13 protein-coding genes are annotated in these 13,892 nt (G+C 65.5%); 9 read left to right on the forward strand and 4 right to left on the reverse strand.

Features of this window, described 5'->3' with window-relative positions; genetic code table 11:
- Positions 1 to 56: 56 nt before the first annotated feature.
- Positions 57 to 1,082, reverse strand: coding sequence for a DUF2865 domain-containing protein (locus tag A3OM_RS23440; RefSeq protein WP_245257753.1), 1,026 nt, complete (start codon positions 1,080 to 1,082; stop codon positions 57 to 59).
- 329 nt (positions 1,083 to 1,411) lie between these two features.
- Here A3OM_RS23440 and A3OM_RS0103920 point away from each other — a divergent pair, with 329 nt between their 5' ends.
- The 3 genes from A3OM_RS0103920 to A3OM_RS25010 all read left to right on the forward strand — a co-directional run bounded on the left by A3OM_RS0103920 (position 1,412) and on the right by A3OM_RS25010 (position 5,006).
- Positions 1,412 to 2,758 (forward strand): Nramp family divalent metal transporter, encoded by a 1,347-nt coding sequence (locus tag A3OM_RS0103920; protein ID WP_018042420.1) that lies wholly within the window; start codon positions 1,412 to 1,414, stop codon positions 2,756 to 2,758.
- A gap of 188 nt (positions 2,759 to 2,946) precedes the next feature.
- Positions 2,947 to 4,323, forward strand: coding sequence for a carbohydrate porin (locus A3OM_RS0103925; protein ID WP_018042421.1), 1,377 nt, complete (start codon positions 2,947 to 2,949; stop codon positions 4,321 to 4,323).
- A 506-nt stretch (positions 4,324 to 4,829) separates the two neighbouring features.
- Positions 4,830 to 5,006, forward strand: coding sequence for a DUF1328 domain-containing protein (locus A3OM_RS25010; RefSeq protein WP_003599466.1), 177 nt, complete (start codon positions 4,830 to 4,832; stop codon positions 5,004 to 5,006).
- A 148-nt stretch (positions 5,007 to 5,154) separates the two neighbouring features.
- Here the strand turns inward: A3OM_RS25010 and A3OM_RS26260 are convergent, their stop codons facing one another.
- Positions 5,155 to 5,457, reverse strand: a complete 303-nt coding sequence (locus A3OM_RS26260) for a NepR family anti-sigma factor (RefSeq protein WP_147832250.1) — start codon at positions 5,455 to 5,457, stop codon at positions 5,155 to 5,157.
- 116 nt (positions 5,458 to 5,573) lie between these two features.
- Between A3OM_RS26260 and A3OM_RS0103940 the strand changes: the two genes are divergently transcribed.
- Both A3OM_RS0103940 and A3OM_RS0103945 read left to right on the forward strand, forming a co-directional pair.
- Positions 5,574 to 6,374 carry a response regulator gene (locus tag A3OM_RS0103940; protein ID WP_018042423.1) on the forward strand — a complete coding sequence of 267 codons (801 nt, stop codon included), beginning with the start codon at positions 5,574 to 5,576 and terminating at the stop codon, positions 6,372 to 6,374.
- 424 nt (positions 6,375 to 6,798) lie between these two features.
- Positions 6,799 to 7,182 carry a hypothetical protein gene (locus A3OM_RS0103945; protein WP_018042424.1) on the forward strand — a complete coding sequence of 128 codons (384 nt, stop codon included), beginning with the start codon at positions 6,799 to 6,801 and terminating at the stop codon, positions 7,180 to 7,182.
- 375 nt (positions 7,183 to 7,557) lie between these two features.
- Here the strand turns inward: A3OM_RS0103945 and A3OM_RS26650 are convergent, their stop codons facing one another.
- Positions 7,558 to 7,752: a KGG domain-containing protein gene (locus tag A3OM_RS26650; RefSeq protein ID WP_027172650.1), complete on the reverse strand. Its 195-nt coding sequence runs from the start codon at positions 7,750 to 7,752 to the stop codon at positions 7,558 to 7,560.
- Positions 7,753 to 8,097: 345 nt separating this feature from the next.
- Between A3OM_RS26650 and A3OM_RS0103950 the strand changes: the two genes are divergently transcribed.
- Complete coding sequence (locus tag A3OM_RS0103950; RefSeq protein ID WP_018042425.1) at positions 8,098 to 8,541, forward strand: cyclic nucleotide-binding domain-containing protein; 444 nt, start codon at positions 8,098 to 8,100, stop codon at positions 8,539 to 8,541.
- Positions 8,542 to 8,551: 10 nt separating this feature from the next.
- Here the strand turns inward: A3OM_RS0103950 and A3OM_RS0103955 are convergent, their stop codons facing one another.
- Positions 8,552 to 8,995, reverse strand: coding sequence for a VOC family protein (locus A3OM_RS0103955; protein WP_018042426.1), 444 nt, complete (start codon positions 8,993 to 8,995; stop codon positions 8,552 to 8,554).
- Positions 8,996 to 9,201: 206 nt separating this feature from the next.
- Here A3OM_RS0103955 and A3OM_RS23460 point away from each other — a divergent pair, with 206 nt between their 5' ends.
- The 3 genes from A3OM_RS23460 to ppdK all read left to right on the forward strand — a co-directional run bounded on the left by A3OM_RS23460 (position 9,202) and on the right by ppdK (position 13,797).
- Positions 9,202 to 10,038 carry an N-acetylmuramoyl-L-alanine amidase gene (locus A3OM_RS23460; protein ID WP_081612619.1) on the forward strand — a complete coding sequence of 279 codons (837 nt, stop codon included), beginning with the start codon at positions 9,202 to 9,204 and terminating at the stop codon, positions 10,036 to 10,038.
- A gap of 119 nt (positions 10,039 to 10,157) precedes the next feature.
- The gene (locus tag A3OM_RS0103965; RefSeq protein WP_043764447.1) at positions 10,158 to 10,799 is read left to right on the forward strand and encodes a L,D-transpeptidase; all 642 of its coding nucleotides are present in this window, start codon (positions 10,158 to 10,160) and stop codon (positions 10,797 to 10,799) included.
- Positions 10,800 to 11,118: 319 nt separating this feature from the next.
- Entirely contained in the window at positions 11,119 to 13,797 is a 2,679-nt protein-coding gene (gene ppdK, locus A3OM_RS0103970; RefSeq protein ID WP_026175689.1) for a pyruvate, phosphate dikinase, read from the forward strand.
- Positions 13,798 to 13,892 lie beyond the last annotated feature (95 nt).

A 13,892-nucleotide genomic window follows, 5' to 3' on the forward strand; every position in this document is an offset into this window, starting at 1 on the left:
ATCGCGGGGCGAGCCACAACGGAAGCCCCGGTCGGCAGTGATGGCGGCGGACGACGTCAGCGGGTGAAGGGCGAGGACACCACGACGCGGACGATGGCGAAACCCGCATCTGCGTCCTGCCGGCGCCGGACGGTGCCGAAGCCTCCGGTGCCATCGCCGGAGCCCATCTGCGCCACACGGATGCGGGGGGCACGGTCGACCGTTCGGCCGGCCTGACGGACATCCTGCTCGGCGGCGCGGGCATCGGCCTCTCGCCGGACGACGTCGATCTTGCGATCGATGCTGCGGCGCTCGCGCGGTGAGAGGAGACCGGCCTCGCGGAAATCCACCACCGTGAAACCGCCGGGCCGGGTGGAGACCACCACACGGGCGCTCGATGGGGTGGCGACCACGTCGCCCACCCGTGCGGTCGGGTCGCGCTCGATCGGGAGTGGCGCCGCCGCCGCGCCTTCTGGCTGGCAGGAGCACTGCTCGACACGCTTGGTGCGGTATAGGTTCGCGACGAGGAGGGCGCGGTAGGGACGCCCGTCGAGACCGACGGCCCGGTCGAGATCGTTCTGCCTCGCCCCCAGCGTGTAGAGGCTGGTGGCGGCGTTGGGGCAAGACGCGGCACAGGCCGCCTCGTGCAGGGGAATGTCGGAGCGGGACGCCAGGCGCCCGAGGGGGAACAGGTAGCCGTCGCAGGCCCGGACGCAGACCGTGCGGGCGCCCAGCGCCGAGGCGGTCAGCGCAGCGGATGCGGCGCGGCTCGCTCGGGCGGGGGAGGGGCGCGTGAGACGCGCGAGGCGTGGCGTCTGGCGCGGCGCCTGGACCGCCGTGATGCGGCTCGTCGTGGGAAGGGAGGCGTAGCGGGGCCGGGGAGGGCGCGGCATCGAGACGGGCGCGGGCTGCGGCTTCACCGCCGGACCGCGAAACATCTCTTCGAAGAAACTGAAGATGCCTCCCTGCTCGGAGGCCTGAACCAGGCTCGATCCGGCAACGACACTGCCGAGGCCGAGGATCAGCCCGGCCATGACCGGGGCGACGACGCGCGTCTGCGCCGCGAAACTCGTCCGTCTCCTGCCGGGGTACATCGACCGCATCGTTCTCTTAACCCGTCGGAAACCGTCCGCTAGGACGCCCGTCCTGCCTACGGCCGAGGCGAGCGCCTTCGCAACGGGGTAGACCACCGAGTTTCGCCCATCGGCGAAGGGCCGATCCCTCCCCGTGCGTCCCGCTGGAGGCCCGACAGGGGAACGCGAGAGCGGACCCGCCCCCCACTCGGCAGCGGGCGTTTCGTGCCCTTCCTACGACACTCGCAGGACGGAGGCGCGAGCCTGTATCTTAGCCTTTGTTTTCCATTATAGCCGATGCTATATGCCGTTCCGGGTGCAGTGCGGTACCCACGATTCAGCTCGACGGAAGACGCGGCATGGACAGGCTCGACGAAGACCGGGGGTGGCGCTTCAGCCGCGAGACGAACGAACAGCCGAGCCTCGGACGCATGAATGCCAGCATTCCCGTGCTGTCCCACGGCTCCTGGCTGCGGCGGCTGCTGGCCTTCATCGGGCCGGGCTACATGATCTCCGTCGGCTACATGGACCCGGGCAACTGGGCCACCGACATCGCGGGCGGATCGCAATTCGGCTACACGCTGCTGGCCGTCATCCTGCTCTCGAACCTCATGGCGATCGTGCTGCAGGCCCTCTCGGCCCGGCTCGGCATCGCCACCGGCCGCGACCTCGCCCAGGCCTGCCGCGATCATTATCCCCGGCCCGTCAGCTTCGTGCTGTGGATCGCCTGCGAGGCGGCGATCATCGCCTGCGACCTCGCCGAGGTCATCGGCACCGCCATCGCCCTCAAGCTGCTCTTCGGCATTCCCCTCGTCATCGGGGCGATCATCACCGCCCTCGACGTGTTCCTGATCCTGCTGCTGATGCGGCGCGGCTTCCGGGCGCTCGAAGCCTTCGTGATCGCGCTGCTGCTGGTGATCTTCGTATGCTTCGGCATCCAGATCGCGCTCGCCGCGCCTCCGATCCAGGCGGTGCTCGCGGGCTTCATCCCCTCGTCGCAGATCGTCACCAACCCTGCCGCCCTCTACATTGCCATCGGCATCATCGGCGCCACGGTCATGCCGCATAACCTCTACCTGCACTCCTCCATCGTGCAGACGCGGGCCTATCCCCGCACCGAGGAAGGACGCCGGGGCGCCCTGCGCTTCGCGGTGACGGATTCGACCATCGCCCTGATGCTGGCTCTCTTCGTCAATGCCGCGATCCTCATCATGGCCGCATCGGTGTTCCATTCCACCGGCCGCACCGACGTGCAGGAGATCGAGCAGGCCTACGAATTGCTGTCGCCGCTGCTGGGAGCCGGCATCGCCTCCACCCTGTTCGCCGTGGCGCTCCTGGCCTCGGGGCTCAACTCCACCGTCACCGCGACGCTGGCCGGCCAGATCATCATGGAAGGCTTCCTGCGCCTGCGCATTCCCGATTGGGCGCGGCGCCTGATCACGCGCGGCATCGCCATCGTCCCCGTCGTCGTCGTGACGGGGCTCTACGGGGAGGATGGCACCGCGCGCCTCCTGGTGCTCAGCCAGGTCGTCCTGTCCATGCAACTGCCCTTCGCCGTGATCCCGCTCGTGCGCTTCGTGTCGGACAAGCAGAAGATGGGCGCCCTGGTGATTCCGGCCTGGCTGAAGCTCTTCGCCTGGGTGATCGCCGCCATCATCGTCGTCCTGAACGTCAAGCTCCTGGTGGACACCGTCACGGGCGCCTGACGCACAAGGTCCGACGCCCGCTTCCCTGACGGGCGACGGGCGGACACCACACAGCCCCCACCCGGGCCGCGACGCGGCACCGGACGGTGAAGCTTTGCCCAATCATATAGCATAGGCTATACTATCGAGAAGAGGCGTCGATGATCAGCATGAGGATGATCGCACGACGACAGAGGGCGCCGACACGGATGGTCGCCGCCGTTTTCGCATTCCTGTCGGTCGATCCCGCATGGTCGGACCCCGGTGAGACGGGGGCGGTGGACGATCGTCCGGCGCAATCGGCTCCCCTCGAACCCGATCGTCCCCCCTCGATCCAGACGTCGCTCGGCGCATTCGGGGATCCGGGTGGCTTCCGCAGCCTGTTGGCGGCGCGCGGCATCGACTACAACCTGCTCTATACGAACGAGGTCCTCGGCAACCTGTCCGGCGGGGTGAGGCAGGGCGCGATCCATGCCGGCAAGTTCGAGACCGCCGTCACGGTCGATTTCGACCGCCTCGCCGGCTGGACCGGCTGGAGCGGCTTCGCCAACGTCTTCCAGATCCACGACACCGGCGGCCTGCGCGACCGGAGCTTCCAGCGGCTCATCACGGTGAGTAACATCGAAGCCTATCCCTCGACGCGCCTTTCGGAACTCTGGTTGGAGCGGACCTCGGAGGACCGGTACTTGAGCCTGCGCTTCGGGCAATTGGTGGCGGATGGGGAGTTCTTCTCGTCCGAGACCGGCAAGATCTTCCTCAGCAACGACTGGCCGACCATCACCGGGGCCAATCTCCCGAGCGGCGGCCCCGCCTATCCGATCTCGACCCCCGGCATGAGGCTGCGCTGGAGGCCCGATGCTTCGGTGAGCGGGCTCGTCGCCATCTTCAACGGCGATCCCGGCGATCAGGCGAGCGTCAACCGGACAGGTTTGAATTTTCGACTGAACGACGCCCCCCTGGTGATGGGCGAAGTCCAGTTTCGCGCGGTGCCCGGCCCCGACGGGCTCGGTCGAAGTCTGAAGCTCGGCGGGTACCGGCATTTCGGACGTTTCGACGATGACCGCTACGACCGGACGGGACTTTCCCTGGCAAACCCACGCAGCGGCGGCTCGGCCCGCCGCCACGCCGGCACCAGCGGCGCCTATGCGGTCGTCGATGCGCAGCTGTATCGGCCCGCGGGCGGCAACGAGATTGAGGGGATCTCCGCCTATGCCCGCCTTTCGACGAGCCCTTCGGACCGGAATCTCATCGATCTCTGGACGGATGGGGGAATCGTGGTCACGGGCATGACACCCGGTCGTCCGAAAGACGCCTTCGGCCTGAGCGTCATTTACGCTCGGATCGGCGAGAACGCCCGGCGCTACGACTTGGACCGGCTCTCACTCGGCACGGGGTTCCATGTTCCGCGCAGCTACGAAGCCACGATCGAAGCGACCTATCTTTTCGCGGTAGTGCCCGGTTGGACGATCCAACCGGACATCCAATACGTCTTCCATCCCGGCGGCGGTGCCGCCGATCCGAACCGCCCCGGCCAGCGCATCAAGGGCGGCGCCGTGTTCGGCCTCCGCTCGACGCTCACCTACTGATCAGCGCCGACGCGCGCCCCGCACCCGAACCGGCACAAGCTGGGGAGTGGGGGAGGTGCCCTCGACGACCTGTACGAATCCGCGAGCGGCAGCGGCGACCGCATCCAGGAAGCGTCGTGCGATTGATGCGGCCAGCGACTCTCTCATCAGATTGCATCCGTGTTCGGGAACAGGTGACGAACGCCACATGGGACACCGGGTTCCACTCTGACGTCAACAGCTATGTGGGTCTGTCCTCCGGGCGCCGACAAGAGACCCGTCGATATGACGCATGTCTGCGATGCGCGCGGCCGAACGGACGTCACATCCGCCCCAGACAGACGCAGGAAGGGCGTGAGTCCAAATGATAGAACCCGGAGTCCCGCAAGCCGTGACCACGACGAGCGACGGCCGAAAATCAATCGTGACCGCTTTGTGTCAAAGTCAGGAACCGGCCGGAGAACTTGGCGTTATTGCTGTCATGAGGTCGCGGCACAGGTCGCGCCAGCTTCAAAAGGATCCGGACCATGCTTGGTTGGGCTGTAACATTCCTCGTCGTCGCTCTCGTGGCCGCTCTGCTTGGCTTTGGTGGTATTGCCGGCACCGCCATGGAAGCCGCAAAGCTCGTCTTCTTCGTCGCCATCGTCCTGTTCGCCATCTCGGCCGTGATCGGCTTGATGCGCGGTCGCTCGCCGACCCTCTAACGGGAGGACGTCTCGGCGCAACGGCGTCGAATAGGCACGGAAACGAGAAAGCCGCCGGATGATCCGGCGGCTTTTCTTCAATCGTCGCCCGGTCTGACGACCGCCATCGTGCCGGTGCACACGTCAGACGAATGATCCGTATTGTAACCTAAACGTCGTCGAGGGTTTGAACCGAGGATTCGTCCATCCGGGCGATCAGGTCGCGAAAGCGATCCGGGACCGGCTGCTGAACGATGGTGTCGTACATGGCGCGCAAGTGCATGCCGATCCGCTTCTGAGTGAGGTCACTCAAGCGGTGAGAATCGGGGCCTTCTGGTCTCGGCTCATGTACCTGCTCCGATCGCGTCTCCGGCACGGAGATGCGGCCCGTCTCGTCATCGTCCATTCGGTTATCCCCTTGATGCCACGCGGTGGCATCGCCGCGATTGTTTTGCGGCTTGACATAAGTCATGGCTGCACCTGCAACGCAGCGCCATACAATCGGTTCCGGGCGTAGCGGAACACAGCCCATCGATCCGCGTTGTGGCGGTGGCGACCATAAAGAACGGCAGAGCCTAAGGGGATCTAATGTCGACAGCTCAACTCGTCGTGCAACATCTGCCGTACCTGCGCCGCTACGCGCGGGCGCTTACCGGCAGCCAGGTCGCCGGCGATGCCTATGTGGCCGCCACCCTGGAAACGCTCGTGAACGAGCCGGATACGTTGGGGCGCAGCACCAACGTCAAGGCCGACCTGTTCCGCGTCTACACGCGCATCTGGAACTCCCTCTCGGTGAACGGCCAGAGCGATCATGTCCAGCATGACCTGCCCGCCGAAGTGCGCCTCGGCCAGATCACGCCGCTGCCTCGTCAGGCGTTCTTGCTGTCCTGCCTCGAAGGCTTCTCCGAGGAGGATGCCGCCGTGATCCTCGAGGTCGACGTCAGCCAGGTGCGCGACCTCGTCGACGAAGCGGGGCGGGAGCTGGCGGCCGACATGGCGACGGAGATCCTCATCATTGAGGACGAGCCGCTGATCGCCATGGACCTCGAAGCCCTCGTGGAAGGCCTCGGCCACAATGTGATCGGCGTCGCGCGCACACGGTCCGAGGCGATCAAGATCGCGTCGGAGGGCTCACGCCCCGGCCTGATCCTGGCGGACATCCAGCTCGCGGACGGCTCGTCGGGCCTCGATGCCGTGAACGACCTGTTGAAGACCTTCGAGGTCCCGGTGATCTTCATCACCGCTTATCCCGAGCGGTTCCTCACCGGAGAACGTCCGGAGCCGGCCTTCCTGATCGCCAAGCCGTTCCAGCCCGCCAATGTGTCGGCGGTGATCAGCCAGGCGCTGTTCTTCCAGCAGAGCGCCCGGCGGCGCGAGAAGACGGCCTGACCAAGGCGCCGCGCAACACGCGGCAAGCCTCGAACGAAGCAAGCAGCCCCGGTCTCGCACCGGGGCTTTTCTTTTGGAGATCCAACCCTTCGGCCATGAAAAAACGGGCCGGACTGAGTCCGACCCGTCAAAAAGTTTCCGGCCAATGCACAAGGGGAATGCGGGGGGAGGACCAGGCGGCCGGGTGATTCGATAACGAGCCAGATGCCACACGGTTCCAAAAAATGCATATGTCGCCGCTTTATGGATTGACGTGATTTTTATGCAACGCCGACCTGTGGACCGTTTGTCATTGGTCGAAAATTTTTAGCAACAAAGAGGGCCCTGTTCACTAGTCATAAAGTTTTTAGACCAGTCGAGGAACCCGGAACGGCCTGGTTCGGTTATTGAGCATCCTGTCAAGCTCCGTTTGGAGATTACGACAATGCTTCGGTCCGGTTTCATCCTGAGTGTCGGTGGACCTGCAGCACTCCTGACGATGCTGGTGCATCCCATCCTGCAGCGCGAGGCCGACCTTCGGTCACCCCCCGGCACCACTGTCACGCAGCAGGCGCCCGTGAGCGTCGCTCCGGCGATCTTCCTCACTCCAATGGGGGCTACGAAGGACGGGGGTACGACACTCCGTGTCTCGACAGCGCTCTCCGTCGAGCGTCGGGCTCCCGGAACGGCGTCCGATCAGAATTCGGCTATGACCGACAAGCCGGTGCTGAAACCGCGCCGGACGATGCGCGATGGCTGCGAGGGAGCGATCAGTTCACTGGCAGGCCCGGAGGCGCGTCGCATGATCCCGGGCCGCTGCATCGCCTGAGGTGTCCCTGAGAGCCTGCTCGATCGGGTCTCTCAGCGGATATTCACGCCAAAGTAGACTTTCCCAACAGACGACCTCATCCTGAGGTGCCGAAGCGTAGCGGAGGCCTCGAAGGAGCCCTCCAGTCGCAGAGCGAGCCCTGGAAACCTCCTTCGAGGCCGCTGCGCGGCACTCAGGATGAGGTTACGCCTTGGACGAACAAGCCGAGTATTCTTTGGGTCGAGAGACCGGAAAAAAGCCCTTCGCTCTTCGCGGAGGGTTTTTTGCCGTCAACGGTCGCTTTCGCGAAACGGAACGGATGGCCGAAGGGCGCCCGCAACGAAAAAGGCGCGCACCGGTAAACGGCACGCGCCTCGTTTCGATATGATCCGGGCTCTAGTCTTCGCCGTGACGCCCGGGGGTTGTCGACTGGCCACCCTTGCGACCGGCCGACGAGGCCAATTCGCGATCCTGGGAAAATGAACGCTTTTCCGCCGGAACGCTCCGCCCACCCTTGCTCGCGATCTCGCGTTGCCGCTCCAGATCCATCGATGCAAAACCTCGCTTTGAGGTAGAATTTCCTGATGCCATCAGCGCCTCCTCAGCATGTGGTTCTCGAACTAAACAACCTTCGCCAATATCGATGGTTCCTCGGCCGACCTTGCCGAAGACAAATGGCCGCTTCGGTCTGGTCGTGCACGGTCCATCACTGTCGTCATCTGCCTCGGCGAAGCCGGAAATTCGCTGCGGAATGCGGCCGGTCACTTCCATGGATCGGCGGCGGCGGACCGCCTCGGCGATCTCCGCGAGGGTGAGGCATGCGGGTGGATCGGGCAGGGCTGGACAATGGATGGGCAAACCGCATGGATGCGCGGGACGTAGAGGCGCCCGGCTTTGGGCGCCTGCGAGCGGAGCGCTCAGAATGGTCCACGCATCATGACCCTCGACACGGAGGTATCCTCACTGCGACAGGTGCCGTTGTTTCGCGGTGTCGAGCCGTCGCGCCTGAAGCTCCTCGCCTTCACGAGCGAGCGCGTTCATTTCGAGGCCGGCCAGCAGCTCTTCGCCCGAGGCGATGTGGCGGACGCCGCCTACCTTCTTCTGGAAGGCTCGGCGGCGGTGACCATCGATGGAACGTTCGGCCCGTTCCGGCTGGCTCTTCTCGGGCCGAATGCCCTCGTCGGCGAGATGGGTATCCTGGCCGACCAGCCGCGCTCGGCCACCGTCCAGGCGGAGACCCCCATCACGGCGCTCCGTATCGATCGGACCGTCTTCCTCGAACTCCTGGCTCAGTTCCCGCAGATCAGCATCGCCGTCATGCGGGAACTCGCGCTGCGGCTCGAGCATACGAACCAGCAGCTGGCGGAACGCCGCGCCTGAGCCGAAACCGTCACTCCGTCGGGTAGGTGATGAATTCCATCAACGACCCGTCCGGATCGCGGAAATAGACGCTGATCCCCGCGCCGGCAGCCCCATTGCGATCCACGGGGCCGAGCTCGACAGGGACGCCCTGCGCCGCCAGATGCGCCACCGCGTCGTCGATCGAACCCGACCAGCGGAAGCACAGATCGCTGCCGCCGGGCATCACCGGCCGCTCGGCCAGGGGCGTCGGCGACAGCCCCGGACCATGGACGTTCAATTGAACGCCACCGAACCGGTACGCGACACCCTTCCCACGGGGGATCACCTCGGCCCCAAGCACGTCGCGATAGAAAGCGGTGGACCGCTCCCAATCCGAGACATGGATCACGCAATGGTCGAGATGGATCGCCGGCCCGAGCTCGGCGAGGGGTTCCTCGATCTCCGCGACCGTGAGCGTCTCAGTATCGGCCATCGCGTCTGCGCCTCGGTTTCCGGCGGCTCGGCCGCGTCGTAGGGAGCATGCCCCGTGCGGACCGGCGGGGCAACGCAGGCCGCGCGGTGGCGCCGACCGTGCAAACTTGAAATATACAGCTAAATCTCAGGTTGCATGATCCGTTGGCTTTTCCACATGATCGTCCTGCCGCGAATCATACGCGGCTCAGGAGGGGGGCGGGGATCATGGCGTTCGCGATCAGTGCCAATCAGTTGCGCCGCGATGGCAAACCCGTCACCTCCATACCATCGCCTTATACCGGCGGAGCACTTCCCTCACCGACGCGCTTTCTGGCGATGCATTTCACCTATGGAGCCAGCGCGAGATCCAGCGCCGAGTGGTTCCAAAGCAAGGACAATCCGGGTTCGTCGGCCCATCTCGTCATCGACCGCGATGGATCGGTCATCCAGTGCGTGCGCTTCGACAAGGTGGCGTGGCATGCCGGCAAATCGACATGGCGCGGCCTGTCCGGCCTCAACCAGTATTCCATCGGCATCGAGCTCGCCAATTGGGGGTACCTCAATCCGGCCGGGACCGAATGGAAGACCCATACGGGCGTCACCATCGCTCATCCGCACATGGCCACCCATCGGAACGGCAATCCCAACGGCGTGAAGGGGCCGATCGCGTGGGAGGCCTATCCCCCGGTTCAGTTCCAGGCGGCTGCGGAGATCGCGAGGCTCCTCAAGGAGCGCTATGGCGTCGAGGAGATCGTCGGCCATGACGACATCAGTCCTGACCGGAAATGGGACCCCGGCCCCGCCTTCGACATGGAGCGTTTCCGCAGCCTGGTCTTCGGTGGCCGGGCCGACAACGATGGGATCAGCCTCACGGTCGATGTCGCCGAGGGCCTCAACCTGAGGACGGGGCCTGGAACGACGTTCCCCGTGGTCCGGCTGCTGCCCGCCGGGACGCTGGTGGAGCCGATCGAGCGCGATGGCAGATGGCTCGGGGTGAGCGTGCTGAATACGCAAGGTCAGCCCAGCCAGACGGGCTGGGTCCATGACCACTACCTCTCGTAAATCCGGCCGGACGGGCATGTTCCCTGCTGCTGCGACGTGAAAGACACAACATCAGAGGCCACCGGACGGTAGTCATGAGGGCAATGATCCGCCCGACGACCACTTTCGTGGAGCCCTCCATGCATATCCGCCGCGTCCTTCTTAGCCTGCTCGTCATCGCTCCATTGGCCGCGTGCAATTCCCGTGGCCCGATGACGGTGGCGCAGGATGAAGAGGCCGCCTGGTATACGGGCTCGATGCCGGACAAGCCCTACGACGTCCCGCTGGTGGACACGTCGCGGCTCGATCCGAAATATCGTCGGCAGGTCGTGCGCTACACCGGCGCGGAGAAGCCGGGCACCATCGTCGTCGACATCGACAACCGCCAGCTCGCCCTGGTGCAGGAGGACGGCACGGCCCGTCAGTACGGCATCGGCGTCGGCAAGCTCGGCTTCTCCTGGAAGGGCGAGGCGAAGGTCGGCCGCAAGGGCGTGTGGCCGGATTGGAGCCCCACCACCACGATGGTCTCCCTCAACCCCGACCTGCCGCGGACCCGCAAGGGCGGCGTCGACAACCCGCTGGGCGCCCGCGCGCTCTACCTCTATCAGAACAACCGGGACATCCTGTTCCGCATCCACGGCACCAACGAGCCGTGGAGCATCGGCGAGCAGATGTCGTCCGGCTGTGTCCGCATGCTGAACGAAGACATCGTCGACCTGTTCGAGCGCGTCCCCGTCGGCACGCGGGTGCTGGTGCGGCGCAACGGCAAATATCGGGTCTGAGGGCGGATCGAGTCCGGGCACGGGGCCGAGACAACCTCATCCGTGAGCGACGGCAACGCCGACATCGGCCCGCGATCCTCGGGCGAGGTTCGCCAGGACCGATGATTGCGCGCAAGCAGGCAGAACCGCCGGGTGCCCTCTCGTCGGGGTGACACGCCCTGCATGACGCATATTTGTCACATCGCCGTATGACAAATTTCGTCTCTCGTTACACGCAACGGGCCTCGAACGGCCGTTCATCTTGCGTTGCAGCATGCAATGGTCCAACGCGGCATCTAGGGGTATGCTACCCCGAAGTGTTGTAAGCGGATCAATGACGATGGCGAAGTGGGTCTACTCGTTCGGCGACGGCAAGGCGGAGGGTCAATCCTCCATGCGCAACCTCCTCGGAGGTAAGGGCGCGAACCTTGCCGAGATGTCCAATCTCGGACTCCCAGTCCCTCCGGGCTTCACCATCACCACCGAAGTCTGCACCTGGTACTACGACAACGGTCGCCAATACCCGGCCGAGCTGAAGGCCGAGGTCCAGGCCGCCCTCGATGCGGTGGGTGCGCTCACCGGGCGCGGCTTCGGCGATCCCAAGAACCCGCTCCTCGTCTCCGTCCGTTCCGGTGCCCGCGCCTCCATGCCGGGCATGATGGACACGGTGCTGAACCTCGGCCTGAACGACACCACCGTCGAAGCCCTGGCCGAGGGCGCCGGCGATCCGCGCTTCGCCTACGATTCCTATCGCCGCTTCATCACCATGTACTCGAACGTGGTCCTCGACGTGGAGCACCACGCCTTCGAGGAGGCGCTGGAGCATTACAAGGAGACCAAGGGCTTCAACCTCGACACCGAACTCGGTGCCGAGGACTGGAAGCACATGATCGGTCTCTACAAGAAGATCGTCCGCGACGAGCACGGCTCGGACTTTCCGCAGGACGCGGAAGACCAGCTCTGGGGCGCCATCGGCGCGGTGTTCAGTTCCTGGATGATCCCGCGCGCAAAGAAGTACCGCGAGCTCAACGGCATCCCCGAGAGCTGGGGCACGGCGGTCAACGTCCAGGCCATGGTGTTCGGCAACATGGGCGACACATCGGCCACCGGCGTCGCCTTCACCCGTAACCCCTCCACCGGCGAGCGGGCGCTCTACGGCGAGTTCCTCATCAACGCTCAGGGCGAAGACGTAGTGGCGGGTATCCGCACGCCACAGGACATCACCGAGAAGGCGCGGATCGAGGCCAAGTCCGACAAGCCGTCGATGGAGCGGGCGATGCCCGAATCCTATGCCGAGCTGGTACGGATCTATGGGCTGCTCGAGACCCATTACCGCGACATGCAGGACATGGAGTTCACCATCGAGAGCGGAAAGCTCTGGATGCTCCAGACCCGCAACGGCAAGCGCACCGCCAAGGCGGCCCTGCGCATCGCCGTGGATCTCGCCGCCGAAGGCCTGATCACCGAGGAGGAGGCGATCGGCCGGGTCGAGCCCGCCGCCCTCGACCAGCTGCTCCACCCCACCATCGATCCGAAGGCCGAACGCAAGATCATCGCCTCCGGCCTGCCGGCATCCCCGGGTGCGGCCACCGGCGAGATCGTGTTCAATTCCGAGGATGCCGAGGCCGCCCGCAAGGCCGAGCGCAAGTGTATTCTCGTGCGGATCGAGACGAGCCCCGAGGACATCCACGGGATGCACGCCTCCGAGGGCATTCTCACCACGCGCGGCGGCATGACCTCGCACGCCGCCGTGGTCGCCCGCGGCATGGGCAAGCCCTGCGTCTCGGGCGTGGGCACGATCCGCGTCGACTACAAGGCCGGCACCCTCACGGTGGCGGGCACGACGCTGAAGGCCGGCGACAAGATCACCATCGACGGCTCCACCGGCCAGGTCCTCCTCGGCGAAGTGAAGATGCTCGAGCCCTCGCTCTCCGGTGAATTCGCGACCCTGATGGGCTGGGCCGACAAGGTTCGCACCATGAAGGTGCGCACCAATGCCGACACGCCCACCGATGCCCGCGCCGCCCGCAACTTCGGCGCGGAAGGCATCGGCCTCTGCCGCACCGAGCACATGTTCTTCGAAGGGGACCGGATCGTCGCCGTCCGCGAGATGATCCTCGCCGACGACGTCGAGGGCCGCCGCTCGGCCTTGGCCAAGATCCTGCCCTATCAGCGCCAGGACTTCGTCGAGCTGTTCACGATCATGTCCGGCCTGCCGGTGACGATCCGCCTGCTCGATCCGCCGCTGCACGAGTTCCTGCCGCATACCGATGCGGAAGTGCAGGATGTGGCCAAGAGCACCGGCGTGTCCGAGGAGAAGCTCCGCCGCCGGATGACCGAGCTGCACGAGTTCAACCCGATGCTCGGCTTCCGCGGCTGCCGCCTCGCCATCGCCTTCCCGGAGATCGCCGAGATGCAGGCCCGCGCCATCTTCGAGGCCGCCGTCCAGGCCGCCAAGGAGACGGATGCCCCCGTTACCGCCGAGATCATGGTTCCGCTGGTCTTCACCCAGATGGAGTTCGACATCGTCAAGGCGCGCATCGACGCCATGGCGAAGGCCGTCACCGAGGAGACCGGCGCGGCGCTGTCCTACCAGGTCGGCACCATGATCGAGTTGCCGCGCGCGGCCCTGCGCGCGGGCGACATCGCCAAGACCGCCGAGTTCTTCTCCTTCGGCACCAACGACCTGACGCAGACCGCGCTCGGCATTTCGCGCGACGACGCCGCGACGTTCCTCGGGGCCTATACCCAGAAGGGCATCCTGTCCGCCGATCCGTTCATCTCGATCGATCAGGAAGGCGTGGGCGAACTGGTCCGCATCGGCGTCGAGCGGGGCAGGGCGGTCCGCCCCGACATCAAGCTCGGCATCTGCGGCGAGCATGGCGGCGATCCGGCCTCGATCCATTTCTGCCAGGAAGTCGGCCTGGATTACGTGTCGTGCTCGCCCTACCGCGTGCCGATCGCGCGTCTCGCCGCCGCTCAGGCAGCGCTCGCGATGCGGGACAAGACCCGCGCCTGAGTGCCGGACCTTGAGACTTCGAAGACTGGAAAGGGCGGCCGATGGCCGCCCTTTTTCGTGGCGCTGCGCCATTGGAAATGTCGTTGAATAAATCT

It is taken from the genome of Methylobacterium sp. 88A (assembly GCF_000376345.1).
Lineage (GTDB): Bacteria > Pseudomonadota > Alphaproteobacteria > Rhizobiales > Beijerinckiaceae > Methylobacterium > Methylobacterium bullatum.

Bases quoted from the DNA above. Each gene is read 5' to 3' on its own strand.
- ppdK (WP_026175689.1), top strand. From the start codon at position 11,119: ATGGCGAAGTGGGTCTACTCGTTCGGCGACGGCAAGGCGGAGGGTCAA.
- A3OM_RS23440 (WP_245257753.1), bottom strand. From the start codon at position 1,082: ATGCGGTCGATGTACCCCGGCAGGAGACGGACGAGTTTCGCGGCGCAG.
- A3OM_RS0103945 (WP_018042424.1), top strand. From the start codon at position 6,799: ATGCTTCGGTCCGGTTTCATCCTGAGTGTCGGTGGACCTGCAGCACTC.
- A3OM_RS0103940 (WP_018042423.1), top strand. From the start codon at position 5,574: ATGTCGACAGCTCAACTCGTCGTGCAACATCTGCCGTACCTGCGCCGC.
- A3OM_RS0103925 (WP_018042421.1), top strand. From the start codon at position 2,947: ATGGTCGCCGCCGTTTTCGCATTCCTGTCGGTCGATCCCGCATGGTCG.
- A3OM_RS0103965 (WP_043764447.1), top strand. From the start codon at position 10,158: ATGCATATCCGCCGCGTCCTTCTTAGCCTGCTCGTCATCGCTCCATTG.
- A3OM_RS23460 (WP_081612619.1), top strand. From the start codon at position 9,202: ATGGCGTTCGCGATCAGTGCCAATCAGTTGCGCCGCGATGGCAAACCC.
- A3OM_RS0103955 (WP_018042426.1), bottom strand. From the start codon at position 8,995: ATGGCCGATACTGAGACGCTCACGGTCGCGGAGATCGAGGAACCCCTC.
- A3OM_RS26650 (WP_027172650.1), bottom strand. From the start codon at position 7,752: ATGGCATCAGGAAATTCTACCTCAAAGCGAGGTTTTGCATCGATGGAT.
- A3OM_RS0103920 (WP_018042420.1), top strand. From the start codon at position 1,412: ATGGACAGGCTCGACGAAGACCGGGGGTGGCGCTTCAGCCGCGAGACG.
- A3OM_RS26260 (WP_147832250.1), bottom strand. From the start codon at position 5,457: ATGACTTATGTCAAGCCGCAAAACAATCGCGGCGATGCCACCGCGTGG.
- A3OM_RS25010 (WP_003599466.1), top strand. From the start codon at position 4,830: ATGCTTGGTTGGGCTGTAACATTCCTCGTCGTCGCTCTCGTGGCCGCT.
- A3OM_RS0103950 (WP_018042425.1), top strand. From the start codon at position 8,098: ATGACCCTCGACACGGAGGTATCCTCACTGCGACAGGTGCCGTTGTTT.